This window comes from Brevundimonas sp. (genome assembly GCF_019636155.1).
In the GTDB taxonomy this organism is placed as follows: domain Bacteria; phylum Pseudomonadota; class Alphaproteobacteria; order Caulobacterales; family Caulobacteraceae; genus Brevundimonas.
Window position 1 is genome coordinate 20,900 of the sequence record NZ_JAHBYB010000012.1, and the last position, 25,624, is coordinate 46,523.

Annotated in this window: 27 protein-coding genes; 11 read left to right on the forward strand and 16 right to left on the reverse strand. The window is 69.9% G+C overall.

Annotated elements, in window-relative coordinates; translation table 11 throughout:
• Positions 1–78 precede the first annotated feature (78 nt).
• A complete protein-coding gene (gene gspG, locus KF910_RS12090) occupies positions 79–528 on the forward strand; it encodes a type II secretion system major pseudopilin GspG (protein ID WP_292263224.1) in 450 nt (149 codons plus the stop codon).
• Positions 503–985 (forward strand): pilus assembly FimT family protein, encoded by a 483-nt coding sequence (locus KF910_RS12095; protein ID WP_292263226.1) that lies wholly within the window; start codon positions 503–505, stop codon positions 983–985. Before gspG ends, KF910_RS12095 begins: the two co-directional genes overlap by 26 nt.
• Here KF910_RS12095 and KF910_RS12100 read toward each other — a convergent pair.
• From KF910_RS12100 to KF910_RS12110, 3 genes are read right to left on the reverse strand one after another with little or no spacing between them, the layout of a single operon-like run.
• Positions 933–2,006 carry a hypothetical protein gene (locus tag KF910_RS12100; protein WP_292263228.1) on the reverse strand — a complete coding sequence of 358 codons (1,074 nt, stop codon included), beginning with the start codon at positions 2,004–2,006 and terminating at the stop codon, positions 933–935. The two genes, KF910_RS12095 and KF910_RS12100, sit on opposite strands and share 53 nt — an antisense overlap.
• Positions 1,975–3,024: a general secretion pathway protein GspK gene (locus KF910_RS12105; RefSeq protein WP_292263229.1), complete on the reverse strand. Its 1,050-nt coding sequence runs from the start codon at positions 3,022–3,024 to the stop codon at positions 1,975–1,977. Before KF910_RS12105 ends, KF910_RS12100 begins: the two co-directional genes overlap by 32 nt.
• The gene (locus KF910_RS12110; RefSeq protein WP_292263231.1) at positions 3,011–3,634 is read right to left on the reverse strand and encodes a prepilin-type N-terminal cleavage/methylation domain-containing protein; all 624 of its coding nucleotides are present in this window, start codon (positions 3,632–3,634) and stop codon (positions 3,011–3,013) included. Before KF910_RS12110 ends, KF910_RS12105 begins: the two co-directional genes overlap by 14 nt.
• A gap of 119 nt (positions 3,635–3,753) precedes the next feature.
• Between KF910_RS12110 and KF910_RS12115 the strand changes: the two genes are divergently transcribed.
• Genes KF910_RS12115 through rfbB form a run of 3 tightly spaced genes read left to right on the forward strand, consistent with a single transcriptional unit; the run spans position 3,754 to position 6,396 of the window.
• Positions 3,754–4,737 (forward strand): cell wall hydrolase, encoded by a 984-nt coding sequence (locus tag KF910_RS12115; protein WP_292263233.1) that lies wholly within the window; start codon positions 3,754–3,756, stop codon positions 4,735–4,737.
• 10 nt (positions 4,738–4,747) lie between these two features.
• A complete protein-coding gene (rfbC, locus tag KF910_RS12120; protein WP_292263235.1) occupies positions 4,748–5,317 on the forward strand; it encodes a dTDP-4-dehydrorhamnose 3,5-epimerase in 570 nt (189 codons plus the stop codon).
• Positions 5,314–6,396 (forward strand): dTDP-glucose 4,6-dehydratase, encoded by a 1,083-nt coding sequence (rfbB, locus tag KF910_RS12125; RefSeq protein ID WP_292263237.1) that lies wholly within the window; start codon positions 5,314–5,316, stop codon positions 6,394–6,396. Before rfbC ends, rfbB begins: the two co-directional genes overlap by 4 nt.
• Here the strand turns inward: rfbB and KF910_RS12130 are convergent.
• The 6 genes from KF910_RS12130 to KF910_RS12155 all read right to left on the reverse strand — a co-directional run bounded on the left by KF910_RS12130 (position 6,366) and on the right by KF910_RS12155 (position 12,125).
• Positions 6,366–7,259: a hypothetical protein gene (locus KF910_RS12130; RefSeq protein WP_292263239.1), complete on the reverse strand. Its 894-nt coding sequence runs from the start codon at positions 7,257–7,259 to the stop codon at positions 6,366–6,368. The genes rfbB and KF910_RS12130 overlap by 31 nt on opposite strands.
• On the reverse strand, positions 7,256–7,930 hold the full coding sequence (locus KF910_RS12135) for an ABC transporter ATP-binding protein (RefSeq protein ID WP_292263241.1): 675 nt from the start codon (positions 7,928–7,930) through the stop codon (positions 7,256–7,258). The genes KF910_RS12130 and KF910_RS12135 overlap by 4 nt, the downstream gene beginning before the upstream one ends.
• Positions 7,930–9,093 (reverse strand): chain-length determining protein, encoded by a 1,164-nt coding sequence (locus KF910_RS12140; protein ID WP_292263243.1) that lies wholly within the window; start codon positions 9,091–9,093, stop codon positions 7,930–7,932. Before KF910_RS12140 ends, KF910_RS12135 begins: the two co-directional genes overlap by 1 nt.
• 42 nt (positions 9,094–9,135) lie before the next feature.
• Positions 9,136–9,927, reverse strand: coding sequence for an ABC transporter permease (locus tag KF910_RS12145; RefSeq protein WP_292263245.1), 792 nt, complete (start codon positions 9,925–9,927; stop codon positions 9,136–9,138).
• A 129-nt stretch (positions 9,928–10,056) separates the two neighbouring features.
• Positions 10,057–11,130, reverse strand: coding sequence for a nucleotidyltransferase family protein (locus tag KF910_RS12150; protein ID WP_292263247.1), 1,074 nt, complete (start codon positions 11,128–11,130; stop codon positions 10,057–10,059).
• Complete coding sequence (locus KF910_RS12155; RefSeq protein WP_292263249.1) at positions 11,127–12,125, reverse strand: GDP-mannose 4,6-dehydratase; 999 nt, start codon at positions 12,123–12,125, stop codon at positions 11,127–11,129. Before KF910_RS12155 ends, KF910_RS12150 begins: the two co-directional genes overlap by 4 nt.
• Before the next feature lie 74 nt (positions 12,126–12,199).
• Here KF910_RS12155 and KF910_RS12160 point away from each other — a divergent pair, with 74 nt between their 5' ends.
• Positions 12,200–12,850, forward strand: a complete 651-nt coding sequence (locus KF910_RS12160) for a cytidylyltransferase domain-containing protein (RefSeq protein WP_292263251.1) — start codon at positions 12,200–12,202, stop codon at positions 12,848–12,850.
• A 16-nt stretch (positions 12,851–12,866) separates the two neighbouring features.
• Here the strand turns inward: KF910_RS12160 and neuC are convergent, their stop codons facing one another.
• Positions 12,867–14,027: a UDP-N-acetylglucosamine 2-epimerase gene (gene neuC, locus KF910_RS12165; RefSeq protein ID WP_292263252.1), complete on the reverse strand. Its 1,161-nt coding sequence runs from the start codon at positions 14,025–14,027 to the stop codon at positions 12,867–12,869.
• Complete coding sequence (locus KF910_RS12170; RefSeq protein WP_292263254.1) at positions 14,024–15,106, reverse strand: N-acetylneuraminate synthase family protein; 1,083 nt, start codon at positions 15,104–15,106, stop codon at positions 14,024–14,026. Before KF910_RS12170 ends, neuC begins: the two co-directional genes overlap by 4 nt.
• A 242-nt stretch (positions 15,107–15,348) precedes the next feature.
• On the opposite strand from KF910_RS12170, the gene KF910_RS12175 reads away from it, so the two are divergent.
• Positions 15,349–16,509, forward strand: a complete 1,161-nt coding sequence (locus KF910_RS12175) for an OmpA family protein (RefSeq protein ID WP_416354711.1) — start codon at positions 15,349–15,351, stop codon at positions 16,507–16,509.
• Between the two features lie 365 nt (positions 16,510–16,874).
• Here the strand turns inward: KF910_RS12175 and cysC are convergent, their stop codons facing one another.
• A complete protein-coding gene (gene cysC / locus KF910_RS12180; protein ID WP_292263258.1) occupies positions 16,875–18,710 on the reverse strand; it encodes an adenylyl-sulfate kinase in 1,836 nt (611 codons plus the stop codon).
• Positions 18,710–19,633: a sulfate adenylyltransferase subunit CysD gene (gene cysD / locus KF910_RS12185; protein ID WP_292263260.1), complete on the reverse strand. Its 924-nt coding sequence runs from the start codon at positions 19,631–19,633 to the stop codon at positions 18,710–18,712. The genes cysC and cysD overlap by 1 nt, the downstream gene beginning before the upstream one ends.
• A gap of 95 nt (positions 19,634–19,728) precedes the next feature.
• On the opposite strand from cysD, the gene KF910_RS12190 reads away from it, so the two are divergent.
• Positions 19,729–21,030 (forward strand): UDP-glucose dehydrogenase family protein, encoded by a 1,302-nt coding sequence (locus tag KF910_RS12190; protein ID WP_292263262.1) that lies wholly within the window; start codon positions 19,729–19,731, stop codon positions 21,028–21,030.
• Between the two features lie 4 nt (positions 21,031–21,034).
• Here the strand turns inward: KF910_RS12190 and KF910_RS12195 are convergent, their stop codons facing one another.
• Together KF910_RS12195 and KF910_RS12200 are read right to left on the reverse strand one after the other, a co-directional pair.
• Positions 21,035–21,205 (reverse strand): hypothetical protein, encoded by a 171-nt coding sequence (locus tag KF910_RS12195; protein WP_292263264.1) that lies wholly within the window; start codon positions 21,203–21,205, stop codon positions 21,035–21,037.
• A gap of 136 nt (positions 21,206–21,341) precedes the next feature.
• Positions 21,342–22,016: an OmpA family protein gene (locus KF910_RS12200; RefSeq protein ID WP_292263266.1), complete on the reverse strand. Its 675-nt coding sequence runs from the start codon at positions 22,014–22,016 to the stop codon at positions 21,342–21,344.
• 159 nt (positions 22,017–22,175) lie between these two features.
• Between KF910_RS12200 and KF910_RS12205 the strand changes: the two genes are divergently transcribed.
• Positions 22,176–23,123, forward strand: coding sequence for an isopenicillin N synthase family dioxygenase (locus KF910_RS12205; protein WP_292263267.1), 948 nt, complete (start codon positions 22,176–22,178; stop codon positions 23,121–23,123).
• A 57-nt stretch (positions 23,124–23,180) separates the two neighbouring features.
• Positions 23,181–24,116, forward strand: a complete 936-nt coding sequence (gene nudC / locus KF910_RS12210) for an NAD(+) diphosphatase (protein WP_292263269.1) — start codon at positions 23,181–23,183, stop codon at positions 24,114–24,116.
• Between the two features lie 148 nt (positions 24,117–24,264).
• Here the strand turns inward: nudC and KF910_RS12215 are convergent.
• Positions 24,265–25,022, reverse strand: a protein-coding gene (locus tag KF910_RS12215) for an IS5 family transposase (protein ID WP_292258833.1) whose coding sequence is annotated in 2 segments (ribosomal slippage) — positions 24,265–24,680 and positions 24,680–25,022 — 759 coding nt in all. Because the reading frame shifts where the segments join, the coding sequence is not laid out codon by codon here.
• A 217-nt stretch (positions 25,023–25,239) separates the two neighbouring features.
• Here KF910_RS12215 and rpmB point away from each other — a divergent pair.
• Positions 25,240–25,536, forward strand: coding sequence for a 50S ribosomal protein L28 (gene rpmB, locus KF910_RS12220; protein ID WP_292263271.1), 297 nt, complete (start codon positions 25,240–25,242; stop codon positions 25,534–25,536).
• Positions 25,537–25,624: the final 88 nt, after the last annotated feature.

Consider the following 25,624-nt stretch of genomic DNA (forward strand, 5'->3'; position numbering starts at 1 on the left):
CTATAGCAGTCGCCAGCCGTTCGTAACAGATTATCAAGGCAGACCTTGACGTTCCGTCTCCAAAACCGTCGCCCGGCCGTGGCCCAACGCCGCCTTCGCCAGGGCTTCAGCCTGCTGGAAATCCTGGTCGTCCTGGCCATCATCGCCCTGATCGCGGCGGTGGTCGGCCCCCGTCTGTTCGCCCAGTTGGACCGATCCAAGACGACGGCCGCCCGCATCCAGGCCAAGGCGCTGAAATCGGCCCTGGAGACGATGCGGATCGATATCGGCCGCCTGCCGACCCAGCAGGAAGGCCTGAACTTGCTGCTTCAGGGCGATCCGACCGCCGTGCCCGGCTGGCAGGGGCCTTATATGGACGCCCTGCCGTCCGATCCCTGGGGCCGTCCCTATGTCTATGTCGCCCCGGCCGAGACCTCGGGCGCCGCCGTGTCCGGCGGGGGCAATGCGACGGTGCTCAGCTATGGCGCCGACGGTCAGGAAGGCGGCACGGGCGTCAATGCCGATGTCAGCTCGGAACAGCAGCGCTAACCGCCTGCGGCCGCCGTCCGCATCGGATCGCCGTCCCGGCTTTTCGCTGATGGAGATACTGATCGTCCTGGCCATCTTCGCCCTGGCCACGGCGATCATCATGCCGTCCACCGCCCGCATGCTGGACCAGGCGACGGCCCATGCGGTCTTCTTCGAGTTTCAGCGCCAGGTGTCCGACCTGCGGCGCGAGGCCAACCGCACCGGCCAGCCCCTGCGCCTGATCGACCCCGCCGCCGAACCCGGCCCCGACGACCGGGTGGCGATCCTGCGCGAGCCCTGGCGCTACACCCTGGCGCCGCCGCTGGAGATCGCGGCCGGCGGGGCCTGTTCCTCGACGACCGCCAATCTGCTGACCGGGGATCAGGTGGTCATGACCCTCAAGACCCAGGACGGCGACTGCCGCTTCATGCGTCAGGCGACAACGGCGGCGCCGCCTCCCGCACCTGCATCTCGATGACCAGGGTCTTGGCCCCCGCGTCGGTGCGTGGCTGGACATCCCGGAAATAGCCCGAGGTCTCGAACTCGGCCACCAGGTCGCCGACGATCTTCACCGCCTCATAGGGCAGGGTCACGGTCACCTTGTCCTCGGCCGATTCCAGCGACTGGGGCGTCAGATCGTGCATGGCGACGATGCCGATGGCCGCCCCGGCGGCGCTCAGCGGATTGGTCCGCCCCTCGATCTCCCGATAGGAGGCCAGCATCCGCCGTTCACCTTCCAGAGCCATGGTGTCGGCCTGGCGCGGCGTGGCGGCCTGGATCTCGGCGGTCTCGGCCTCGATCTTGCGCGCCGCCTCCTGGGTCTGGATCGTCTGGCCCAGAACCAGGGCGAACAGGCTGGTCGAAGCCAGGGCCAGGGCCCCCAGGCCCAGGCCGATCGCCTGCTCCCGGGTGATCTCCGTGCGGGCCAGGGAGAAGGCCTCGCCCGCCGTGTCCACCGGCAGGGTCTCGGCCGGCGGCGGCGTCTCTGGCGCGTCGATGCGGGCGTCGCGCTGGGTCCGGGCGAAGGCGGTCCAGGCCGCCTCGTCATAGCGGGTCGGCCGCCAGGCCGAGGCCCTCAGGGCGCCGTCGCGCCAGTGCTGGGCCTCATAGCCGCGCGCCAGCTTGACGATCCGCCAGTCGCGGCCCGCCGGCTGGGCCAGGGTCTCGGGCCTCAGGGCGACGTCGCCGCGCCCGGCGATCATCGGGGCGACACGGGCCAAATCCCACCACCAGACACCGAAATCCTCGCCCGATTTCACCAGGGCCGCCCCGCCGGCGATATAGGGCGAGGCCGTGCGCGCATGCAGCCGCGCCGCCTGCCTCCGCCGGTTGCGCGGCAGGTTGGCCGTCTCGAACAGGGCGAAGGCGCACATCTCGCGCGCCAGCAGCATCACCGGCTTGCGGAACAGACGGCCCAGCAGGGCGCCCGTGTGCACGGCCTCGACCGCGCCGTCGGCGCTCAGCCGGTCAATCCGGGGCGTAAGGAAGTCGAGTCGCATTCGTCGTGTCCGCCGCGGCCCGCCTGGGCGCCTCCAACAGTTCCGTCTGCTTGATCCACAAGGGCTGCGCAAGGGCGCCCGGCGTCAGGACGATCATGCCGCGATAGGTCCAGGCCGAGCGGCCGTCGCGGATTTCATACACGATCCGGCCGCCCGGATAGGTATAGGTTCGCTCCAGCGCCTCGGGATAGGTCGATCCCACGGCCTGCAGAAATTCCTCCAGCGACAGGAAGGGCGTGGTCTCGCGCCGCCGGATGGCGCTCTCGGCCTGGGCCGCGCTGATGCCGAACATCAGCTGCAGGGCCGCTGATGGCGCCGTGTTGACGTTGATGGCGACCATCGACGGTTCGTCGATCAGCATGGGCCGCACCTCGGCCCATCGCCGGGCGTCCACCGCCTGGCGCACCCCCAGTATGGACAGCCATTCCGCCGGTCTCAGCAGAGGACGGTTGGCGGGCCCCCCCGCCGCACCGTATTCGCCGCGCTCGGCTCCGTTCACCCCGCGCAGATCGTCCGGATCGGTGTAGTCCAGATAGCGCGCCAACACGGACTGGGCCTGGGTGGCCGAAAGGCCCGCGCGCTGGGCGACCCGGGCGTGAACCTCGGCCGGCGTCCGCGCCAGGTTCACCAGCCCCGCCGCATCCTGCAGCGATACCAGAAGCGGCCCGTCCAGATCCATCAGATAGGGCCGTCCATCCAGCCAGATGTCAGCTTCCGGCAGGCCCGAGGCCGTCGGCGCGCTCATGGCCGGGGCCACGATGTCGTCGACGTTTCTCGCCGCCCCCACCATCAGCGACCGCGGGCGGAACGGCTCGGTCGCCAGCAGATAGGCCAGGTCCGTTTCGGCCGTCAGGGCGCGCTGCAGGAACCGCACCCGGTTCCGCGCCGAGGCCGCCTCGGCCTGCAGGCTGGCCAGGGCGGTGATGGCCGCCAGGAAGATGATCATCACCACCCCGGTCACCGTCAGCACGGCGGGCAGGGCGAAGCCTGTTCGGACACGGGGATTACAGAAGGCCATCGTCGCCCGCCCTGATCCACGCATCCGGCTGGCCGGACGACGCCATCTCTATGACATCCACGCCCGGCGCGGCCACCCGCACCCACAGATTGACGGCCTGGGGCGGCCCCTCGCCACGCGCCGTGGGGGTGTTGCTGTAGGCCGGCGTCCAGGTCGCGCCGTCGGTCGAATAGGAAAAGCCCGCCGGTCCCGCCGCCAGGGTCATCAGCCGCGACCGCGGCCGGTCGCCCGCCTGGCAGGTCAGGGTCCGCTCGCCCCCGCTGTTGACGATCTCCAGCACCAGCCGCCCGGACCAGCCTTCGGGCGCGCACTGGGTCGCCCGCTCCATCACCACCTCGGCCTCCAGCCGCGCCGCCTGCCCGTCCATGGGCCGGTCCACATCCCTCAGAAAGGTGGTTGGGGGTCTCAGGGCGATGCTGCGCACCGTGGCGCGGATGTCGCCCAGGGCGATGTCCTGATCGGCCGCCGCCATCGCGCCCCGCCCCAGTCGGAAACCCGTGTCCCCGGCGCGCGTGCCGATCGAGAAGATGACGGCCAGGGCCAGGCCGCCGACCGCCAGGACGACCAGGGCTTCGATCAGCGAGAATCCGGCGCGGCGCGCGAAAATCATGCCTTGTTCTAGACCCGAGTGGATGGCCGCACAAAGGCGGAGCGGGCCGTTCCGACGGCCATGCTTGGCGCGAAGGCTCCGCGCTGGTATTTCAGGGATTTGGTTTCAAAGGTCGGGTCTTGGGCGTTTCGGTTCGAACACTGTCGGTCGCGGGCGTGATCTGCCTGCTGGGGGGCGCGGGCCTGGCCACCGCCGCCCAGTCCGAGCGCGTGCGCCCTGCGCCGACGACGCCCGCGGCCGTCATCGCCGCGCCTCCGGTCTCCGACGCGGATCGCCGCGCCGAACTGAACGCCCGCCTGGCCCAGATGATCCGCGACGGCAAGGGCGGCCGCCTGGCCGATCCGGCCCGCCGCGCCCAGCCGGCCGCCCCGCCCCGCGCCGCTCCGGCCCGGCCCCGCGCGCGCCCGGCCGTCTCGGTCGCCCCGTCGCGCGAAGAGCCGCCCGGATCCATCGCCCCGCCGACGGCCGATCCCTTCGCCCGGCCCAGCGCCAACCGCGGCGGCCGCTATGTCGCCCCGCGCCTGGACTTGGCCACGGCGCCGCGCATCCCGGACAACGACATCGAGTGCCTGACCCAGGCCATCTATTACGAGGCCCGCAACGAGAGCGAGGCGGGCCAGGCGGCGGTGGCCGAGGTGGTGCTGAACCGCTCGCGCCATGGGGGCTACCCCCGCTCGATCTGCGCCGTGGTCTATCAGCGCAACAGCAAGACCTGCCAGTTCACCTTCACCTGCGACGGTTCGATCGGGCGCGGCCAGGTCAACCTGACCGCCTGGCGACGGGCCGAGCGCATCGCGCGCGAGGTCTATGACGGCCGCGCGACGGCCCAGCTGCCCAAGTCGGCGGTCAACTATCACGCCAACTACGTCCGCCCGTCCTGGGGCCAGAGGCTGGAACGGGTGCGCCAGATCGGGGCCCACATCTTCTACGGCTCGCCGCTCAGCGGGGCCAATCCCGGCGCGGGCGAGGGGGAGACCGCCGCCCCGCCGCGCCAGACAGGCCTGATCTTCGTCCGCAACGAGGCGCTGGAGCGGGCCTACGCCCTGGCCATGGGCCGGTCCGAAGCGCCCGCCGAGCCCGCTGCCGCCTCGGCCGGCGCCTGATCCGTCCGCCATGGGCCTGGGCCTCACCCTGATCCGCGCCCGTCGCCATGCCGATGACCGGGGCTGGTTCCAGGAAACCTATTCGCCCGCGCGCCTGCGCGCCCTGGGGCTGGATCACGACTTCATCCAGGACAACGAATCCCTGTCCCGCCGCGCGGGCACGGTCCGCGGCCTGCATTTCCAGCGCCCGCCCCAGGCCCAGGCCAAGCTGGTGCGCTGTCTCGCCGGGGCGATCTTCGATGTGGCCGTCGATCTGAGGCGCGGCTCCCCCACCTTCGGCCGGGCCGTGTCGGCGACCCTGGAGGGGGCGTCGGGCGACCAGCTCTATGTCCCGGTCGGATTCGCCCACGGCTTCATGACCCTGACCCCCGACGCCGTGGTCGCCTACAAGGTCTCGGCCCCCTATGCGCCGGACAGCGAGGGCGGCCTGGCCTGGGACGATCCGGCCCTGGCCCTGGACTGGCCCGAGGCGGGCGAATCCGTCCTTTCGGACCGGGATCGCCAATGGCCCCGCCTGTCCGGGATCGCGCCCCCCTTCGACTATGACGGCCGCCCCATGGCGCTGGAGATCGTGTCGTGACGGGCCCCGTCCTGGTCACGGGGGCGGCGGGCTTCATCGGCTCGACCCTGGTGCGGCGCATGCTGGATCAGGGCCGGCCGGTCGTCGCCCTGGACAAGCTGACCTATGCCGGCCGCCGCGCCTCCCTGGCCGAATGCGAGGGCCGGCCCGGTTTCGACTTCGTCCAGGCCGACATCGCCGACGAGGCGGCGGTGCATCAGGTCTTCGCCCGCTTCCGCCCGTCCGCCGTGATGAACCTGGCGGCCGAAAGCCATGTCGACCGTTCGATCGACGGCCCTTCCGACTTCATCCGCACCAATGTGGTCGGGGTCTTCGTCCTGCTCCAGGCCGCCCGGACCCATCTGGACGGCCTGCCGCCCGCCGACCGCGACGCCTTCCGCTTCCTCCACGTCTCGACCGACGAGGTGTTCGGCGCCCTGGGCCCCCGGGGGCGGTTCGACGAGGCGACCGCCTATGATCCCCGCTCGCCCTATTCGGCGTCCAAGGCGGCGTCGGACCATCTGGTCCGCGCCTGGGGCCATACCTACGGCCTGCCGGTCCTGGTGACCAACTGTTCGAACAACTACGGCCCGCGCCAGCACCCTGAGAAGCTGATCCCCCTGACGATCCTGCGCGCCCTGTCGGGCCAGCCCCTGCCGGTCTATGGCGACGGCCGCCAGGTGCGCGACTGGTTGCATGTGTCGGACCATGCCGAGGCCCTGATCCGTGTTCTGGACGACGGCCGCCCCGGCCGGACCTACGCCGTCGGCGGCGAGGCCGAGCGCGCCAATCTGGACGTCGTTTCCGGCCTCTGCGCCGCCCTGGACCGCCTGGCCCCGCGCCCGGACGGCCGGCCCCACGCCTCGGCCATCGAACATGTCGCCGACCGGCCGGGCCACGACCGCCGCTACGCCATAGATCCGACCCGCATCGGCCGGGAGCTGGACTGGCGGCCGACGACCGCGTTCGAGACGGGCCTGCTTGAGACCGTGCGCTGGTATCTCGAGAACTCGGACTGGTGGGCGCCGATCGTCGCCGACGGCTCGGCGACCCGTCGCCTCGGCCTGACTCAGGCGGAGGCGGCGGCCTCGGCCGGCTGATCGCCGGCGGGTTCGGCGTCGTCCAGTCGCTCGACCCGGCATTCCAGCATCTCGAACCGGCCCTGGAAGACGGGCTGGGTCAGGACGGCCCGCATCTGCACCTCGGTCGGCCGGTCCCAGCCCCCATCCAGCGACAGGCTGTAAACCCCGGCTTCGTGGATCGTCTCTTCGTGGACGGTCATATTGTCCTGGGCGCCCCAGTCGAACCACAGGGGCGTCCACCCGCCCTCGGGATCGACCATGACCTTGACCGTCGCGCGCCAGCGGCCCGGCGGCAGGGTCGCATAGGGGCCGAACATCAGGGTCCGCGCCCGGCCGGTCAGGTCGATCTGGGACTCGCCTCCCGTGGGGTCGTCGCCCAGGGGGTAGTTGAACAGATCCGCCGGCCAGACGCTGGCCGCCCCCACCGGTATCGGCAGTTGCGCGTACAGGCCAAGCTGCGGCGCGGGCGGCGGCGTCTGGACCGGAATTTCGAACGGCATCTCGATGGGCCCCAGTCGCGGCAGGTCCAGCCGGGCGGCGCCCATGTCGAACACGGTCGATCCTCTACCGGCCAGCAGAGCCGCGGGCGCCAACCGGTGGTTGGCCGCCAGCCAGGCCTGCCGCCCTGGCGGGACCTCTTCAAGCGCCGCGCCGCAGATCGACAGGGCGGCTTCAGGGCTGTCGGCCAGGATGATCCAGTCGCTCGCTGTCTGGGCCAAGGCCTCATCATGGTCGATGGCGTGGGCCAGCAGGATGTCCGCCTCCCCCTCGCCGAAATTGGCTACGGACACGCCCCGCGCGCCCGCCTCCGTATGGATCACATGCAGCCAGTAGCCTTCGCGCAGCGAAGGCGTGAACAGGATCCGCAGCGGCTGGGTCATGCGGCCCGCAGCCAGGTGTAGATCTCGACGGCCTCCTGGATGTCGTCGAACAGCTTGACCTTGCCGCTCTCGATGATCAGCGCCCGGTCGCAATAGGCCGAGATCAGGTCCATGCTGTGCGAGGCCATGATGAAGGCCCGCTCGCCGCGCCGGCCGAACAGTTCATGCTGGCATTTCTGCTGGAAGCGGGCGTCGCCCACCGCCACCAGTTCGTCGATCAGATAACAGTCGAACTCGATGGCCAGGGACAGGCCGAAGGCCAGACGGGCGCGCATGCCCGAGGAATAGTGTTTCACCGGCAGTTTCAGCGCGGGCCCCAGTTCGGCGAAGTCATCGACCCGCGCCAGGATGTTCTCGAAATTCTTGCGATACAGGCGGGACAGGAAACGGATGTTGTCCAGCCCCGACAGACTGCCCTGGAAGCCGCCGCCGAAGCCGATGGGCCATGAGGCGGCCATCGACCAGTTGATCTGGCCCTCCGTCGGCGGCATGACGCCGCCCAGCATCTTGATCAGGGTCGACTTGCCCTGGCCGTTGCGTCCCAGCAGGGCCAGACGCCCCGACCGCTCCAGCTCGAAATTCAGCCCGGTGAACAGCGGCCGGCTGCGACCGTGATAGGTCTTGGCCAGGTTCTCGACGCGCAGTCCGATGGGGTCGGCTTGCGCCTCCATCAGCCCTGCCTGTGCTCGCGGATGCCGGCCCACATCAGCCAGCCGACGCCATAGATCAGCAGGCAGCTGGCCAGGACGGTCAGGATCGACAGCCAGCGCCGCGGCTCCAGCGCCTCGTCCGGGCGGCTGGGTTCGACGATGCGATCCAGATACAGCTTCTGGCGCCGGGCCTCCTGCTGGGCCGAGGTCAGGGCCGCGGTGGCGGCGGCCAGCTGCTTGTCGGCGAATTCGCGGTTCAGCGCCAGGTCCTCATAGGTGCTGATCTTGGACGCCAGGGAGCCCCGGGCCCCGGCCATATTGGCCCGTTCGATGTCGATTTGCCGCTGGAACGCGGCGATGCGCGAATCGAGCAGGGGCAGTTGTGGGCTGTTCGGCGCCTCGCCGGCCAGCTGCGACCGCTCGGCCCTCAGCCGCGCGACCGCGCTCATCAGGTCGCCGATCATCTGCAGGCCCTCGGTGGCCTGGCGGGTCGGGTCGACGATCTGTTCCCGGTTGCGGAAGGCGGTCAGCTGCTGTTGCGCCAGGGCCAGGTTGGCCTGGGCCTCGGTGCGGGCGCGTTCGGCGTCGGCCACGGCGTCGGCGGCGGCCCTGGCGTTCATGCTGTTGATCAGGCGTTCGCCTCCGGCGAGCAGGCCCTGGGCCACCCGCTGGGCGTCCTCGCGGCGATAGGCCTCGACGCGCAGCACCGAAATCCCGGTCGTGGCGTCGTATCCGACGGTGACGAACCGCTCCAGCCCCTTGCGCATCCCCTCGATCGAGCGGCTCTCGCCCAGGCGCGGATAGCGGGAAAAGACGTCGGCGTTCTTGGGACCGAAGATCTGCTTCAGGTCCAGGGTCTTCTCCAGGTCGATCACCGCCTGGGTCGAACGGGCGTATTCATGCACCGCGAACGCGTCGGTCTGGCTGGAGGCGATGCCGGCCGACTGCAGGGCCAGGCCCAGGCCCGACGGCTGGTTCGAACTGGGCGCCCGGACCACGAACCGCGCTTCGGACACATAGCGGGGGCTGGCGATCATCAGGAAATAGATCGCCGTGATCAGGGTCGGCAGCACCACGATCAGCAGGAAGCCCAGCGGTAGCCGCGTCCACCACGCCCCCTTGGGCCGGTCGAAGGTCAGGGCCTTGGGAATGGGGCCGATGTAGTTGAGCTTGGAGTCGGTCATTTCGGTCCCACAAGGGAAGGCGGAGGGCTGACGTACACTGGATCACTCCACGTCGATACGGTCGCGCGCGCCATAGATCAGAGCCATCCCGATGATGTTGAATACAGCGGACCAGATCAGGGCGTAAGATGCGTCATAGAAGGTAGGGGTGAATTCGCCGAACACCCCGGCCCGAACCATCTCGATCGGATGGGGGAAGGGCGCCAGAAGGAACAGGTCGCGATAGGCCGGCGGCAACCAGGCCACCATGAAGAAGGCCCCCGAGAACGGAATCAGGATGTAGGACAGCAGGCCGACCACACGCTCCATAAACTCATAGCGCATGGCGATGCCTGCCAGGATCAGGGCGAACCCCATCCCCATCCAGGCCAGCAGGAACCATCCGTGATAGAGCAGCAGCAGGTCATGCGGCGGGCCGATCAGGCGCAGGGAAATCAGGGCGATATAGACCACGATGAAGGCCATCGTCGTCCCGGCGATCTCCAGCAGGTTGCGGGCCACATACAGGTGCAGCACCGAGATCTGGCGGTGGTGCATCAGGCCGATATTGGCCTGCAGCGCGCCCTGGCTCAGTCCGATCTGATGGCGCAGCAGCAGCAGCGCCATATAGCCCGTCATCAGGAAGGGCGCGATGCGGATGCCGTGCTCATAGGCCGGCTTGGTCGCGCTCCACATGATCATCACGCCGATGCAGAAGATCAGCGGTTCGCCGATCAGCCACAGGAACCCCAGCCCCTCGCGGCCGAAACGGGTCGCCAGCTCGCGCATCATCAGCGCGCCGATGATGCGCAATTGGCCGGCGAAGAAGGAGACGCTGGACTTGATGGCGTTCATGAAAAGCGGACCGGCGCCCCAGCACGGCGTGACAGGTTCGGGGCGGTCCGGCTGAGTCGGATGCCGGCCCCGGCGGCCTGACCGGCCGTCGGCCGCGACCATAGCCGCGCGCCTCGCAGTTGCAAGCGCTCACGACAGGGGCGCGGGCTCCTGGAACAGGTTGGCGAAATCCTGCTGGGCCGTCTCGAAATCCGGCGGCCGCCCGATATCCAGCCAGTATTCGTGCAGGGGAAAGGCCCCGACCAGGCGTCCGTCGGCGGCCAGGCCGGCCAGAAGATCGGGCATGTCGAACCGCCCCTCGGCCGGGACCCGGGTCAGGGCGGCGGGGTCGAGGCAGTAGATCCCGGCGTTGGCCAGCCAGCGGAAGGTCGGCTTTTCCTTCAGCGAGACCAGCCTGGGCCCGTCGGTCTCGGCCACCCCGTGCGGCGACTGGAAGCTGTGCTCGCGCACGCACAGGGTCGCCTCGGCCCCCAGGCCCTGGTGGAAGTCGATCAGGTCGCCGAACCCGACCCGCGTCAGCACGTCGCCGTTCATCACCAGCATCGGCGCCTCGACAGGCTCGTCCAGCAGCGACAAGGCGCCCGCCGTCCCGCGCGGATGGTCCTCGCGCAGATAGCGGATATCCACGTCCAGGGCCGACCCGTCGCCGAAATGGTCCTCGATCACCTCGGCCAGATAGTTGACCGCCAGCCGGATGCGGCGGAACCCCTCGGCCCGCAGCCGTTCGATGATGGTCTCCAGCAACGGCCGCCCCGCCACCTTCAGCATCGGCTTGGGGCAGTCGCGCGTCAGGGGGGCCAGGCGCACGCCCCGTCCTCCGGCCATGATGACCACCAGATTGTCGCGCGGCCGCGCCGGACCGACCGCATCGGGATACAGCCCCGTCACCCGGCCCTGGTCGTCGACCACCGGCGCCAGGCTGACGCCCAGGGCCTCCAGCCGCCGCAGCGCCGCCCGGTCCCGAACCCCTGCCTTCAGGGCGACCGGCGTCCGGTTCATGATCTCCCCGACCGGCGCCTCGACCGGCACCCGCCGCATGAGGCCGCGCCGGATGTCTCCGTCCGTCAGGGCGCCGCGCAGCCGGCCGTCGGCGTCCACCACCAGCAGCAGCTTGCGCCGCACCGCGTCCATGCGTTCGACGGCCGACAGGACGGTGGCGTCCTCGCCGATCAGATTGGCCTGGATGCCGACCGGGCCGGTCACACGGCGTACTCCTGGGGGCGATACAGGTCCGGATGCGCCCGGATGAAGTCGACCACCTGGGCCAGCCCCTCTTCCACCGAGACGCGCGGGGTCCAGCCCAGCCACTCACGCGCCCGAGAGGCGTCGGCGACCAGCCGCTCGACCTCGCTGGCGGCCGGGCGCATGCGCTGGGGATCATGCTCGACCGTAATGTCGATCCCTGCCGCCTCGCCGATCATGCGCGGCAGATCGCCGACCGCGATTTCCCGTCCGCCGCCGAAATGCAGGGTCAGGCCCTCGATCCCCGGCGCCGTGGCCGCCCGCACGAAGGCGTCGGCCGTATCGTCCACGAAGACGAAGTCCCGCGTCGGCCGCGGGTCGCCCATCCGCACCACCTGACCGGCCAGGGCCTGCACCGCCAGGGCCGGGATCACCGCCCGCGCGCTCTGCCGGGGGCCGAAGGTGTTGAAGGGCCGCAGGGTCACCACGGGCATGCCGAACGACCGGTGATAGCTTTCGGCCAGCTTGTCCGCCGCGATCTTTGACGCCGAATAGGGCGACTGGCCCACCAGGGGGTGATCCTCGGTCATCGGCACGGTCTGGGCGCTGCCGTACACCTCGCTGGTCGAGGTGTGGACCAGGCGGCCGATCCCCTGTTCCCGCGCGCATTGCAGCACGTTCAGCGTGCCCAGGATGTTGGTCCGCACATAGCTTTCGGGCGCCAGATACGAATAGGGAATGGCGATCAGCGCCCCCAGGTGCAGGACGATCTCGCACCCCTTCATGGCCTCGGCCACGCTGTCGCGGTCGGCCAGGTCGCCGCGCGCCACCTCGATCCCGGCCCGGATCGGCGACCGGTCCAGCCAGCCCGCCTCGCCGTCCGAGGTATAGCGCACCAGGGCCCGCACATCTGCGCCCGCCTCGACCAGCCGCTCGCAGACCCGGCTGCCGATGAAGCCGCCGGCGCCGGTGACCAGCACCCTGCGCCCGTTCAGCTCCGCGCCGTTCCTTGCCATCTGCGGGCCGCCCCCTGATTCTCTGGATCGAATCGAGTCTATCAGCCGCCGCGCGCGGGGATAAGGAAGACGGCATGATCGACGACGCGCGCGTCCTGGCCCTGATCCCCGCGCGGGCGGGGTCGCAGCGGCTGCCGGGCAAGAACCTGCGTCCCTTCAACGGTCGGCCGCTGATCGACTGGACCCTGGACGCCGCCCTGGGCGCGTCGGCGGTCGACGCCGTGGCCGTGACCACCGACGATCCGGCCGTCGCCGCCCTGGCCGCCGCGCACGGGGCGACGGTGATCGACCGTCCGGCCGCCCTGGCGGGCGCGGACGCCAGCGTCTTCGACGCCATCGCCCACGCCCTGGGCGTCATCGGCGGCGACTGGGACTATGTGGCGCTGCTTCAGCCCACTTCGCCCCTTCGGACGGCGGCCGATGTCCAGGGGGCCGTCGCCCTGTGTCACGCCCAGTCGGCCCCCGCCGTGGTCGGGGTCTCGCCGCCGCCGAAGCCCGCCGCCTTCCATCGCCGCGTGACGGACGGGCTGATCGGCCCGGCGGGAGATCTGGACGATCTGAGGGTCATCAACGGCGCGATCTATGTCGGCCGGCCGGATCGACTGGCGGCGGATCGCCGGTTCGATGTGCCCGGCGCCCTGGCCTGGCTCATGCCGGCCGAACGCGGCTGGGACATCGACACGGCGGCCGAGTTCGCGGCGGCCGAGGCGGCGATCAGGGGCTGATCCGCGAAAACGTCGCTCAGGCCCTATCCACGAAGGGCTTGCGCGCCAGTCCGGCGAAATCCGTCGCCTCCAGCACCCGCACGATCCGCCGGGCCGCCCGGCCGTCGCCGAACGGGGCAGGGGCCTTGGCCGTATGGGCGCGGAAGGCGGGATCCAGCGCCTGCCTCACCGCCGCCGCTATGGCCGGGGCGTCCAGGGCCGCATCGATCACCCCTGGCGGACGCAGCCGCCCTGCCTGCCGCTCGCCCACATTGATGCTCGGAACGCCCGCGATCGGCGCCTCGATCACCCCGCTGGACGAGTTTCCCGCCACCGCGTCGCAGGCCGTCAGCGCCCCCAGATACAGCCGCGCTCCCAGCGAGGCGCGCGCCGCGGCCCAGTCGGCGTTCGCCGCCGCCCAGGCCTCTATCCGTTCACGGACGGCCCCAGAGCCCGCGTCGGTGTTGGGCAGGGTGATCAGCACCTTGCGCCCCGCACGCCCCGCCTCCAGCCCGCGCAGGAATTCGTCGATCTGCCGGTCCGGCGCCGTCGTCCCCAGCGTCTCGGGATGGAAGGTGGCCAGGATGAAGCCCGGCGACAGGTCCAGGCCGGTCTCGGCCTCCACCTCGGCCCGCGTCCGCCGTCCGAAGGCCAACAGATTGTCGGCCGCCGTCGATCCCACGGTGAACACCCGCTCCGGCGCCTCGCCCATCTGGATCAGCCGGGCGCGATAAGGCTCGGCGGCGGTGAAATGCAGGGCCGCCAGCTTGCTGACCGCATGCCTTATGGAATCGTCGACCGCCCCATGCGTCAGATGCCCGCCTTCCAGATGCAGGATCGGCAGGGTCAGGGGGACCGCCGCCGTCGCCGCGGCCAGCAGTTCGGTCCGGTCGCCCAGCATCAGAACGGCGTCGAGGCCTAACTCCACATAGGCCCTCGCACAGCCGTCCAGGGTCGCGGCCATGTCGGCGGCGATCTGCGCCGGCCCGTCTCCGGCCAGGGGAACCGGAACCCGCGCGGCCACCGGCACGCCTTCGGCCTCGATCTCGCGCACCGTCAGGCCGTGGGCTCCCGACAGATGGGCGCCCGACACGATCACCAGCGGCCTCAGCGTCGCCGACGCCTCCAGCGCCGCGATCACCGGGCGCAAAAGGCCGAACTCGGCCCGGGTGGCGGTGAAGACGCCGATCCGCCTCATGGCCGGATCACCTCGTCGGCCGCGAAGTCATGGGCCGCCGCCTGGCCCAGCAGCGACCAGTACAGGCCCGGCGTCAGACCTTCGCCCGCGCGCTTGGCCGTCAGATTGTCCGGCGTGAAGACCTCACCCGCACGGATCGGCCGGGCCGCGACCAGAACCCGCCGCGCCACGGCCATATTGGCGATCTCCGCCGGCTGGGGCGTCTTGTGCGCAGACCCCAGGGTCTCAAAGACCCGCCGGACGCCGCGCACCAGTTCGGCCATCTCTTGCGGCTCCAGAGAGGCGGCGTGATCCGGCCCCTCCATGGCCCGCGACAGGGTCAGGTGCTTCTCGATCACCACGGCGCCGCGCGCCACGGCCGCCAGGGCGATGTCCAGCCCCAGGGTATGGTCCGAATACCCCGGCCGGACCCCCAGCGCCGCATAGGCGTCCAGCACTCTCAGGTTCGCTTGATCGTGGGGGGCCGGATACTGGGTCGTGCACTGCATGACCACCGTCTCGCCCAGCACCGCATCCGCCTCCGGCGCCGCCAGGGCCGCCTCGAACGCCGCCAGCGACGGCGTCTCCGACGCCTCCGCCAGCCGGGCGAAGGCCAGGACGCCCAGGGCGCGGCGCACCTCCGCTATCGTCGCCATGCCGGTGGACAGCAGGATCGGCCGTCCCAGCCGCGCCAGGTCCAGCAGCAGGGGCAGGTTGGTCAGTTCGCCCGACCCGACCTTGATCCGCCTCATCCCTACTTCGTCCACCAGGAACCGGGCCGAACCCACGTCGAACGGCGTCGACAGGAATCCGACGCCCGCCGCTTCCGCCGCCCGCGCCGCCCGCTTCAGATCCGGCCGGGGCAGGGCCAGGGCCTCCAGCATGGCCTTCTGCGCCTCTCCGGCCCCGGCTCGCGCCTGATAGGTCGCGGTCGAGGCCGTGGCCGTCACCAGGTCATCAGGATCAAAGGTCTGAAATTTAACAGTGTCCGCCTGCGCGATGGCGGCGGCTTCGACCAGGTCCAGCGCCAGGTCGCCGCGGCCGTTATGGTTGACCCCGGCCTCGGCGATCACTTCACATCGGGCGTCGGCGTCGCTCATCCGTCGTGTCTTAGGCGGGTCAGGGGCGGGTCTCAACGGTCCAGAGCGACGCCAGGGGCGCCCGAAACCCGGAGTCGCCGGGGGATTTCGCCTGTAGCTTCAACGCCACGCTTTCGCCTTTCCTGTGGCGAAAGGCCAAGTTTGCTGCTCGACCTGCTGCGACAAGGCTGTTAAAGCACAATCAGGCGGCGAACCCGCCGCGAAAGAATAATTATGGCTGCGGAGGGCTGATCCCTATGCGAATTAAAAATGTGATTCTGGCATCCAGCGCGGCGGCGGCCCTCGCCCTGTCGGCTGGTGCTGCTTCGGCCCAGGTGCCGGGATGGTATGGCGCGGCTGACGCGGGCTATCATCAGATGGACGACGCCAATCTGGAGTCGTCGACGACCGGTGCGAACTGGAACTGGGAAGTGAACAGCGGCTGGGCGGCTTTTGGCCGTCTGGGCTATCGCTTCGATCCGAACTGGCGCGTCGAGCTGGAAGGCGGCTATCGCTCGGGCGACATCGGCCGCGTTCGCGCGGTGACGGGTCCGCAGGGCCTGTGCAACGTGACCCCGGCTTCGGGCGCCTGCTATTCGCCGGAAGGCGACATGACCTCGATGACGGTCATGGCCAACATCATCTACGACTTCGGCTGGGAAGGCTGGGGCGTGCGTCCGTTCGTGGGCGTCGGTGTCGGCGTGAACAAGGTCAACCTGGACGTGGTGGGCCGTCAGCGTCAGAACCGTCCGGCCTATCTGGCCGCCGACGACAGCTCGACCCGCTTCGCGGCCCAGGCCATCGCCGGCCTGAGCTGGCAGGTCAGCGACCGCACCAACATCGACCTGACCTACCGCTATCTGAGCGGCGACATGCAGGTGGCCAGCCTGTCTTCGGGCACCGGCACGGCGACGCAGTTCGGCACCTGGGACGGCGACTATGACCAGTCGCACACGGTGAGCCTGGGTCTGCGCTATGCGTTCGGCGCTCCGGAGGCTCCGCCCCCGCCGCCGCCGCCTCCGCCCCCGCCGCCGCCTCCCCCGCCGCCTCCGCCGCCTCCGCCCCCGCCGCCGCCTCCGCCGGCTCCGACGGCGCGGCAGTTCGTGGTCTATTTCGACTGGGATCGCTCGGACCTGACGGCCGAGGCCCGCTCGGTGGTGACCCAGGCGGCCAACTACGCCAAGTCGGGCAACCCGACCCGCGTGCTGGTGGTCGGCCACGCCGACACCTCGGGCTCGGCCGCCTATAACGTCGGCCTGTCCAACCGCCGCGCCCGCACCGTCGCGGACGCCCTGGTCGCCCAGGGTGTGAACGGCGGCGTGATCGCTCTGGACGGCAAGGGCGAAACCCAGCTGGCCCGCGCCACCGCCGATGGCGTCCGCGAGCCGCTGAACCGCCGCGCAACCATCGACATCAACTTCTGAGACCCTTGAGAGGGAGCCGGTCACCTGGCTCCCGATCATGGGCTGGAAGCGTCGATGACGACTTCGGAAGCCGCCGCTCCTCACGGGGCGGCGGTTTTCTTTTTGGGCTGCGTTCCCGTTGAGTGTTGGCAGGGTCCTGACATTCCGTTTCCCCGGCATTGGCGGCTACGCGCCGCCCTTCGGGTCGCCGGGGAAGCGGTGAAATCCAATCCCCAGCACCTAATGGGAAAACAGCCCTTTCTTGACCCCATTCCCATCGCGCCGCAGCGGGCGGCGGAGTTCCTCATGGTGCATCGATCCTGCTCCTGACCGCTCAGGATGCAGCCTTCAGGCGTCCATGCGCCCGGTTCGCCGTGCGAGACCGATCAGGGCGCCAGCCGGCCTACGGCCTTGAGGGCGGCGATCACCTGGTCCGCCGCGGCCTCGACCGTCTGGCCGCCGGCGTCCAGATGTAGTTCCGGCGTCTCCGGCGCCTCATAGGGGCTGTCGATGCCGGTGAAATTCTTCAGCTCACCCGCCCGCGCCTTGGCGTAGAGCCCCTTGACGTCCCGCGCCTCGACCGTGGCCAGGGGCGCATCGACGAAGATCTCGAAGAACTCGCCCTCGCCCATCATCTCGCGCGCCATCCGCCGTTCCGCCGCGAAGGGCGAGATCAGGGCGACCAGGACGATCAGGCCGGCGTCGGCCATCAGGCGCGCCACCTCGGCCGCCCGGCGCACATTCTCCACCCGGTCGGCGGCGGTGAAACCCAGGTCCCGGTTCAGCCCGTGGCGCAGATTGTCCCCGTCGATCAGATAGCAATGCCGCCCCTCGGCCGTCAGCCGGGCCTCGACGGCATTGGCGATGGTCGACTTGCCCGAGCCCGACAGCCCGGTCAGCCAGGCCACCGTCGGCTTTTGCCCCTTGGCCAGGGCGCGGCGGGCCCGGTCCACGCTCAGCGACTGGCGATGGATGTTGTGGGCGCGGCGCAGGGCGAAACGGATCATCCCCGCCCCCACCGTGGCCCGCGTCTCCCGGTCGATCAGGATGAAGCCGCCCAGGTCCCGGCTCTGCGCATAGGGGGCGAAGGCGACCTCGCGCGACAGGGCCAGGTGGCAGACCCCGATCTCGTTCAGCGCCAGGCTGCGCGCCGCCAGGGGCTCCAGGCTGTTGACGTCGATGCGATGGCGGATGTCGGTGACCTGGCCCCCGCATGAGGCGGTCCCGATCTGGATGTCATAGACCCGGCCCGGCAGCATGGCCGCATCGGCCATCCAGACGATCACGGCCTCGAACTGATCGGCCGCCTCCAGCGGGTCGCCGGCCGCCGCCAGGACATCGCCGCGCGCCACATCGACATCGGCGTCCAGGGTCACGGCGATGGACGCCTGGTCGCCCGCCTGTTCGACGGCCTCTCCCGAAAAGGTCAGGGCGCGGACCGCCGCCTCCCGGCCTGACGGCTCGACCCGCAGCCGGTCGCCGACCGCCACCCGGCCCTGGGCGATCCGGCCCAGATAGGCGCGATCGTCCCCGACCTTGCGCACCAGCTGCACCGGCATGCGGAAGGCGCCGTCGCCCGCCTGGGCGCCCGCCAGGGTCTCCAGCGTCTCCAGCAGCGGCGCCCCGTCGAACCAGGGCGTGCGCGCGTTGCGGCTGACCACATTGTCCCCGTCCCGGCCGCTCAGGGGAATGGGCAGGACGGTCGTCAGCCCGATCTGCTCGGCAAAGGCCTGGAACTGGGCCACGGCGGCCTCGAAGGCGGCGCGGTCCCAGGCGACCAAGTCCATTTTGGTCACCGCCAGCACCACCGAACGGACCCCCAGCAGGGCGCAGAGGAAGGCGTGGCGCCGCGTCTGGACCAGGACCCCCTTGCGCGCATCCACCAGGACCACGGCCGCGTCGGCGGTCGAGGCGGCGGTGACCATGTTGCGGGTGTACTGTTCGTGCCCCGGGGTGTCGGCGACGATGAATTTGCGCCGCTCGGTCGAGAAGTAGCGATAGGCCACATCGATGGTGATGCCCTGTTCGCGTTCGGCCAGCAGCCCATCCACCAGGAAGGAATAGTCCGGCCCGCCCGGCCCCGTCGGCAGGGCCGCGATCTGGTCGTCCGGCACGGCCCCGGCCTCGGCCAGCAGCCGGCCGATCAGGGTCGACTTGCCGTCGTCGACCGAGCCGCAGGTGATGAAGCGCAGGGTGTCGGAGGCGGGCGGACGGGTCGGCATCAGAAATAGCCCTCCGCCTTCTTCTTCTCCATCGATCCCGCCTGGTCGCTGTCGATCAGCCGGCCCTGGCGTTCGGAACTGCGCGAGGCGCGCATCTCGGCGATCACGGCCTCCAGCGTCGTCGCCGTGCTCTCGATCGCGCCCGACAGCGGATAACAGCCCAGGGTGCGGAAGCGGACCGACCGGATTTCGGGCGTCTCGCCGGGCGCCAGCCGCATCCGGTCGTCATCGACCATGATCCAGACGCCGTCGCGCCGTACGACCGGGCGCGGGGCGGCGAAATACAGCGGCACGACCGGGATGTCTTCGGCGGCGATGTAGTCCCAGACGTCCAGTTCGGTCCAGTTGGACAGGGGGAAGACCCGCATGCTCTCGCCCGGCTGGATGCGGGCGTTGTAGAGGCTCCACAGTTCGGGCCTCTGGCGGCGCGGGTCCCAGCGATGGCCGGGGCCCCGGAAGCTGAACACCCGCTCCTTGGCGCGGCTGGCCTCCTCGTCGCGCCGGGCGCCGCCGATGGCCGCGTCGAAGCCGTGCAGGTCCAGCGCCTGCTTCAGCCCTTGCGTCTTCCAGATGTCGGTGTGAACGGCCGATCCATGGTCGAAGGGATTGATCCCCCGATCCAGGCCTTCGGGGTTGGAATGGACCAGCAGCTCCATCCCGCTTTCGGCCGCCATCCGGTCGCGCAGGGCGTACATGTCGCGGAATTTCCACGTCGTATCGACATGCAGCAGCGGGAACGGCGGGGGCAGGGGAGCGAAGGCCTTCTTCGCCAGATGCAGCAGGGCGGCCGAATCCTTGCCGATGGAATAGAGCAGCACCGGACGCGCGCACTGGGCCGCCACCTCCCGCAGGATGTGGATGCTCTCGGCCTCCAGCCGCGCCAGGCGGCCCAGGCGGCTCGCGGGATCGGTCCCCTCGGTCATGGCTTCGTCCGTCGCAGACCCGGCGTCGCTTCACAAGAGGGCGGCCGGGCGGTATTCCGGCCGCCACGCTTCAAAGGGCCGCCCGAGGGAACGCCATGCGCATCGCCATGATCGGAACGGGCTATGTCGGCCTGGTGTCCGGCGCCTGTTTCGCCGACTTCGGCCACACCGTCGTCTGCGTCGACAAGGATGCGGGCAAGATCGAACGGCTGAACCGCGGCGAGATGCCGATCTACGAGCCGGGGCTGGACGACCTGGTGGCCGCCAATGTGCGCGACGGCCGCCTGTCGTTCGCGGTGGACGGGGCCGAGGCGATCCGCTCGGCCGATGCGGTCTTCATCGCCGTGGGCACCCCTTCGCGCCGGGGCGACGGCCATGCGGACCTGAGCTTCGTCTATGCGGTGGCCCAGGAGGTCGCCGACCTGATGGACGGCTTCACCGTGGTGGTGACCAAGTCGACCGTGCCGGTCGGCACCGGCGACGAGATCGAGCGGATCATCCGCGAGCGCCGTCCCGACGCCGATTTCGCCGTGGTCTCCAACCCCGAATTCCTGCGCGAGGGCGCCGCCATCGGCGATTTCAAGCGGCCCGACCGGGTCGTGGTCGGGGTCGAAAACGACCGCGCGCGCGGCGTGATGGGCGAGATCTATCGTCCGCTGAACCTGAACGAGACGCCGATCCTGTTCACCGGGCGGCGGACGTCGGAACTGATCAAATACGCCGCCAACGCCTTCCTGGCGCTGAAGATCACCTTCATCAACGAGATGGCCGACCTGTGCGAAAAGGTCGGGGCCGACGTCCAGCAGGTGGCCAAGGGCATCGGCCTGGACAACCGGATCGGGTCGAAATTCCTGCACGCCGGGCCCGGCTACGGCGGCTCCTGCTTCCCCAAGGACACCCTGGCCCTGGTCCGTACGGCGACCGACGCCGGCAGCCCGGTTCGCCTGGTCGAGACGACGGTGGCCGTCAACGATGCGCGCAAGAAGGCCATGGCCGGGCGGGTCGAGACGGCCCTGGGCGACCTGAAGGACAAGACCGTCGCCCTGCTGGGCCTGACGTTCAAGCCGAACACCGACGACATGCGCGACGCCCCGTCTCTGGACGTGGCGCCGGCCCTGATCGCGGCCGGGGCGACGGTCCAGGCCTTCGATCCCGAAGGCATGCACGAGGCCTCCAAGGTGCTGGAGGGCGTCCAGTTCAAGGACGGCCCCTATGAGGCGGTCCAGGGCGCTGATGCGGTGGTCATCCTGACCGAATGGGACCAGTTCCGGGCGCTGGATCTGGACCGGGTCAAGCTGTTGCTGCGCCAGCCGGTGATGGTGGACCTGAGGAATGTCTACAAGCCCGACGACATGCGGGCGCGGGGCTTCCGCTACAGTTCGATCGGCCGGGCCTGACGCCTCAGCCGGCGGTGCGGACCAGGACCACGCCGGTTGCGGGCTCTGCGGCGGTGGAGGCGGCGCGGTTCACGAAAGGTCCGCCGATGGCGATGACCAGGGCGGCGACGACGACGGCCGAGGCCACGGCGGTGGCGGCCAGTTTCAGACCCTGCGCCAGTTCCTGATCGTCCACCGTTCCCCCCGGAATCGCATCCGGACGCCAAGGACCATTTTCGCGCGCTGGGCGCAAGTCACGGAACGGTGTGTCGCAAAAGGCGAAACGGGCGACCATCGCTGGCCGCCCGTCCCATCTGTGGTCTTCTATTCGATCAGCCGGTGAAGGGGCGGATCAGGATTTCGACGCGCCGGTTCTGGGCGCGTCCGGCCGGGGTGCCGTTGTCGGCGATGGGGCTGCGGCTGCTGACGCCCTGAACGAACAGTCGCTCGCGCATCACGCCGCGGTCGATCAGATAGCCGGCGACCGAGGAGGCCCGGCGTTCCGACAGGGGCTGGTTGATGGCGTCGCCGCCCGAGGAATCGGTGTGGCCGATCACATCGACCATCGACCGATCATATTCCTGCAGCACCCGCGCCACGTCATCCAGGGTGGACAGGAAGCGACTGTCGATCGTCGACTGGTTGGTGGCGAAGGTCACGTCGGCGGGCATCCGCAGCACCAGGTTGTCGCCCTGGCGGGCCACGCCGACGCCGGTGCCGGACAGTTCGGCCTCCATCGCGCGCTGCTGGCGGTCCATATAGTTGCCGACCGCGCCCCCGGCCAGGGCGCCCACGCCCGCGCCGATCAGGGCGTTCTTGCGGCCCTGTTCGCCATTGGACGTATTGGTCAGATAGCCCAGCAGGGCGCCGGCGGCGGCGCCGGCCAGGACGCCGGTGCCGGTGTTGTTGCGCTGGGGCGCGGAACGATAGGGGTCGGTGGTGGTGCAGGCCGAGGCGCCCAGGAGGGCGGCGATCGAGACGCTGACAAGGGCCAGTCTGGCGCGCATGGGATTTTGCTCCGAATAGCGGGTTGCGGAAAAACGCGGGCTTACGGTGAAGGTTCCAACCTGTATCACAGGTGAATGGCCCCTCCGCTTTGCCATCAGGCCGCCACAGGGCGTATGGAAACAGCAATCGATCCCGTTTCGTCCCGCCGCGAGCCCCGCATGACCGCCGTCAAATCCGCCATCGACCCGGTGTCGATGTCCCTGCACGACCAGGACTTCCAGGCCTTCGCCGACGCCCTGGGCGCCTCGTTCAAACGCTATGGCTTCGCCGTCATCGCCGACCACGGCCTGGACCAGGCCATGCTGGACGCGGCCCTGGACGACGCCAAGATGTTCTTCGCCCTGCCGGAGCCGACCAAGCGCAAATACCATGTGCCGGGCACGGGCGGGGCGCGTGGCCTGACCCCCTTCGGCGTCGAGGCGGCCAAGGGCGCCGCGGCGGTGGACCTGAAGGAATTCTGGCACGTCGGCCGCGAACTGCCCCAGGACCACCCCTATCGCAAATACATGCGCGACAACCTGTGGCCGACCGAGATTCCGGGCTTTAAGGCCCATCTGTACGGCATGTTCACGGCCATGGACGACCTGGGCCGCAAGGTGCTGAAGGCCATCGCCCGCTATCTGGACCTGGGCGACGACTATTTCGAGGACAAGGTCCAGCTGGGCAATTCCGTGCTGCGGATGCTGCACTATCCGCCGGTCCCGGCCGACGCGCCCGGCGTGCGCGCCGGCGCCCATGAGGACATCAACGTCATCACCCTGCTGCTGGGCGCCGAGGAGGCGGGCCTGCAGCTGAAGGACGCCAACGGAGAGTGGCTGGACATCGCCCCGCCGCCGGGGGCCCTGGTGGTCAATATCGGCGACATGCTGCAGCGGCTGACCAACCACGTCCTGCCGTCCACGACCCACCGGGTGGTCAATCCGGCGCCCGAGCGGCGGGGCTTCGCCCGCTATTCGACGCCCTTCTTCCTGCACTTCAACCCGGACTTCGTGATCCAGACCCTGCCGTCCATGGTCACGCCCGACAATCCGGACCGCTACGAAGGCCGCGCCATCATGGCCGAGGACTTCCTGACCGAGCGGCTGAAGGAAATCCGCCTGATCTGAGGCGGTCCGGGCCATGGCGCTCTCCCCAAGACGGGGCGACGGGGGTATGTGCCTCCCATGCGTCTGACGCCGACCAACACCTTCGCCGGCAATCCGCTGGATCGCGCCGGCGACCGCCGGGACGATCCCGACTGGCTGGCGGCCCAGGCCGCCGATCCTCGCGCCCAGGCCATGCTCCTGTGGGAAGGCCGCCCCCTGATCGAGGACCATCCCGACGGGCCGCGCCTGGTCTGGCTGCCCATGGACCACGCGCGCGATCTGGTCCCCGACCGCGAGGCCTTCCTGGGCCTGTGGAAGGCGGCGCCGGTCTTCGCGGTCGAGATCGAGGGGTCGGTCGATCCCGCCGACGGCCCGGTGCGGGGCCTGGGCGTCTTTCACGAAATGCGGGCGGCCGCGGCCCTTCTGCCGGGGGCCGAGGCGGCCATGGCGGGGGCGGCCAAGAGCCTGTTCGACTGGCGTCGCCGCCACGGCTTCTGCGCCGCCTGCGGCCGGGCCAGCCGCGACGCCTGCGGCGGCTGGAAACGGGTCTGCGAGGCCTGCGGGACCGAACATTTCCCCCGTGTGGACCCGGTGGTCATCATGCTGGCCGTCCACGACGGGCCGCAGGGGCCTCGCTGCCTGCTGGGCCGCCAGTCGGCCTGGCCCGCCGGGCGGATGTCGGCCCTGGCCGGCTTCCTGGAGCCGGGCGAGACGATCGAGGAGGCCTGCGCCCGCGAGATCGCCGAGGAATCGGGCCTGACGGTCACCGCCGTCCGCTATCACTCCAGCCAGCCCTGGCCCTTTCCGTCCCAGCTGATGATCGGCCTGGTCTGCACGGTCGATTCCGACCAGGCCCGGCCCGATCAGACCGAGCTGGAAGCCGTGGCCTGGCTGAGCCGGGACGAGGCGCGGGCCTGCCTGGCGGGAACCCATCCGATCAAGCCGCCGCCCCCGATCGCCATCGCCCGCACCCTGATCCAGGCCTGGGCCGACGGGTTCGACGTCGCGCGATAGAGCCTGATCGTTTTAGACGGACCCGCGACGCGGTTCCGGCTGAAGCGTGAATCAGGCTCTCGCTAAATGCTGGAGCCTGATTCACCGCATCGATGAAATAGCGAAGCGATTCCATCTCTACGGATCATGCTCTAGGTGGAATCGACATTCATCGCATCCAGATCATGGCGGCGGCGAGGTGAACGAAGCCTAGGAAGTGAATGGCTCTGCGATCGTAGCGGGTGGCGAAGCGTCGGAAGTGCTTGAGCTTTGAGAAGCAACGCTCGATGCGGTTACGAGCGCGATAGGCTTCAATGTCGTGGGCGATCAGCACCTTGCGAGTGCGGTTGGAGGGGATGACGGCTTGCGCGCCGGCGTCGGCGATGAGTTGGCGCAGGGCGTTGGAATCGTAGGCCTTGTCGGCCAGCACGGCGCGGGGGCGAAAGCCTTCCAGCAGGGCTGGCGCGGCCAGGGCGTCGCCGCTTTGGCCGGCGGTTAGGATGAACCGGATCGGCCGGCCGAGGGTGTCGGCGGCCATGTGGATCTTGGTGGTCAGTCCGCCTCGGGAGCGCCCCAGAGCCTGATCCGAGGCCCCCCTTTTCCGGTCGCCGCCTGCTGGTGGGCTCGGACCAAGGTGCTGTCGATCATCAGGTACTGATTGTCACGGTCCTTGATCAGGTCGGCGAACACCCGATCCCACACCCCGGCCTTCGACCATCGGCTGAAGCGCTTGTGCAGCGTCTTCCAGCGTCCATAGCGCTCGGGCAGATCGCACCAGTGCGCCCCCGAGCGCAGCACCCACAGCACCCCGTTGACGAACAGCCGGTTGTCGGCGGCAGTCCGCCCAGGATCGCCCGCCTTGCCCGGCAGCAGGTCCGCGATCCGCTCCCACTGAACCTGGCTCAACTCGTAGCGCTTGGCTGACATCAAAAGGGCTCCGTCCATCGAACGGAGCCCTATGAATCAGACATCTCAGCGTCTGAGAATCCTGAATGTCGATATCACCTAGGCCGCCGCCAGACCTTGACCCGCCCCCCGGCTTTCCTCTATATCGCCGGCTCTCGCGCGGAACCCGTCTTCCGCGCGCTTCTGTTTCATGCGCCGGCCCCTGGCGAAAGGGGCGCGCAAGCCCAAGGATCTGACGATGTCGCGTCGTTGCGAACTCACCGGTGTCGGCCCCATGGTCGGCCATTCGGTCAGCCACTCGAACATCAAGACCAAGCGCCGCTTCCTGCCGTCGCTGAAGTCGGTCAAGGTGACGTCCGAGGCCCTGGGCCAGACCTTCTCCCTGCGCATCTCCAACGCGGCCCTGCGCACCCTGGACTTCAAGGGCGGCCTGGACGCCTATATCGTCAAGGCCCGCGACGAGCAGCTGTCGGTCGCCGCCCAGCGCATCAAGCGCCAGGTCAAGGCCAAGCTGGCCGAACAGGCCGCCGCCTGATCGGGCGACGACACTCCGAACGAACGAGGCCGGCGGAAACGCCGGCCTTTTTTATTCCTCCCCCGTCCGCTTCGCTAGGGGGAGGAAT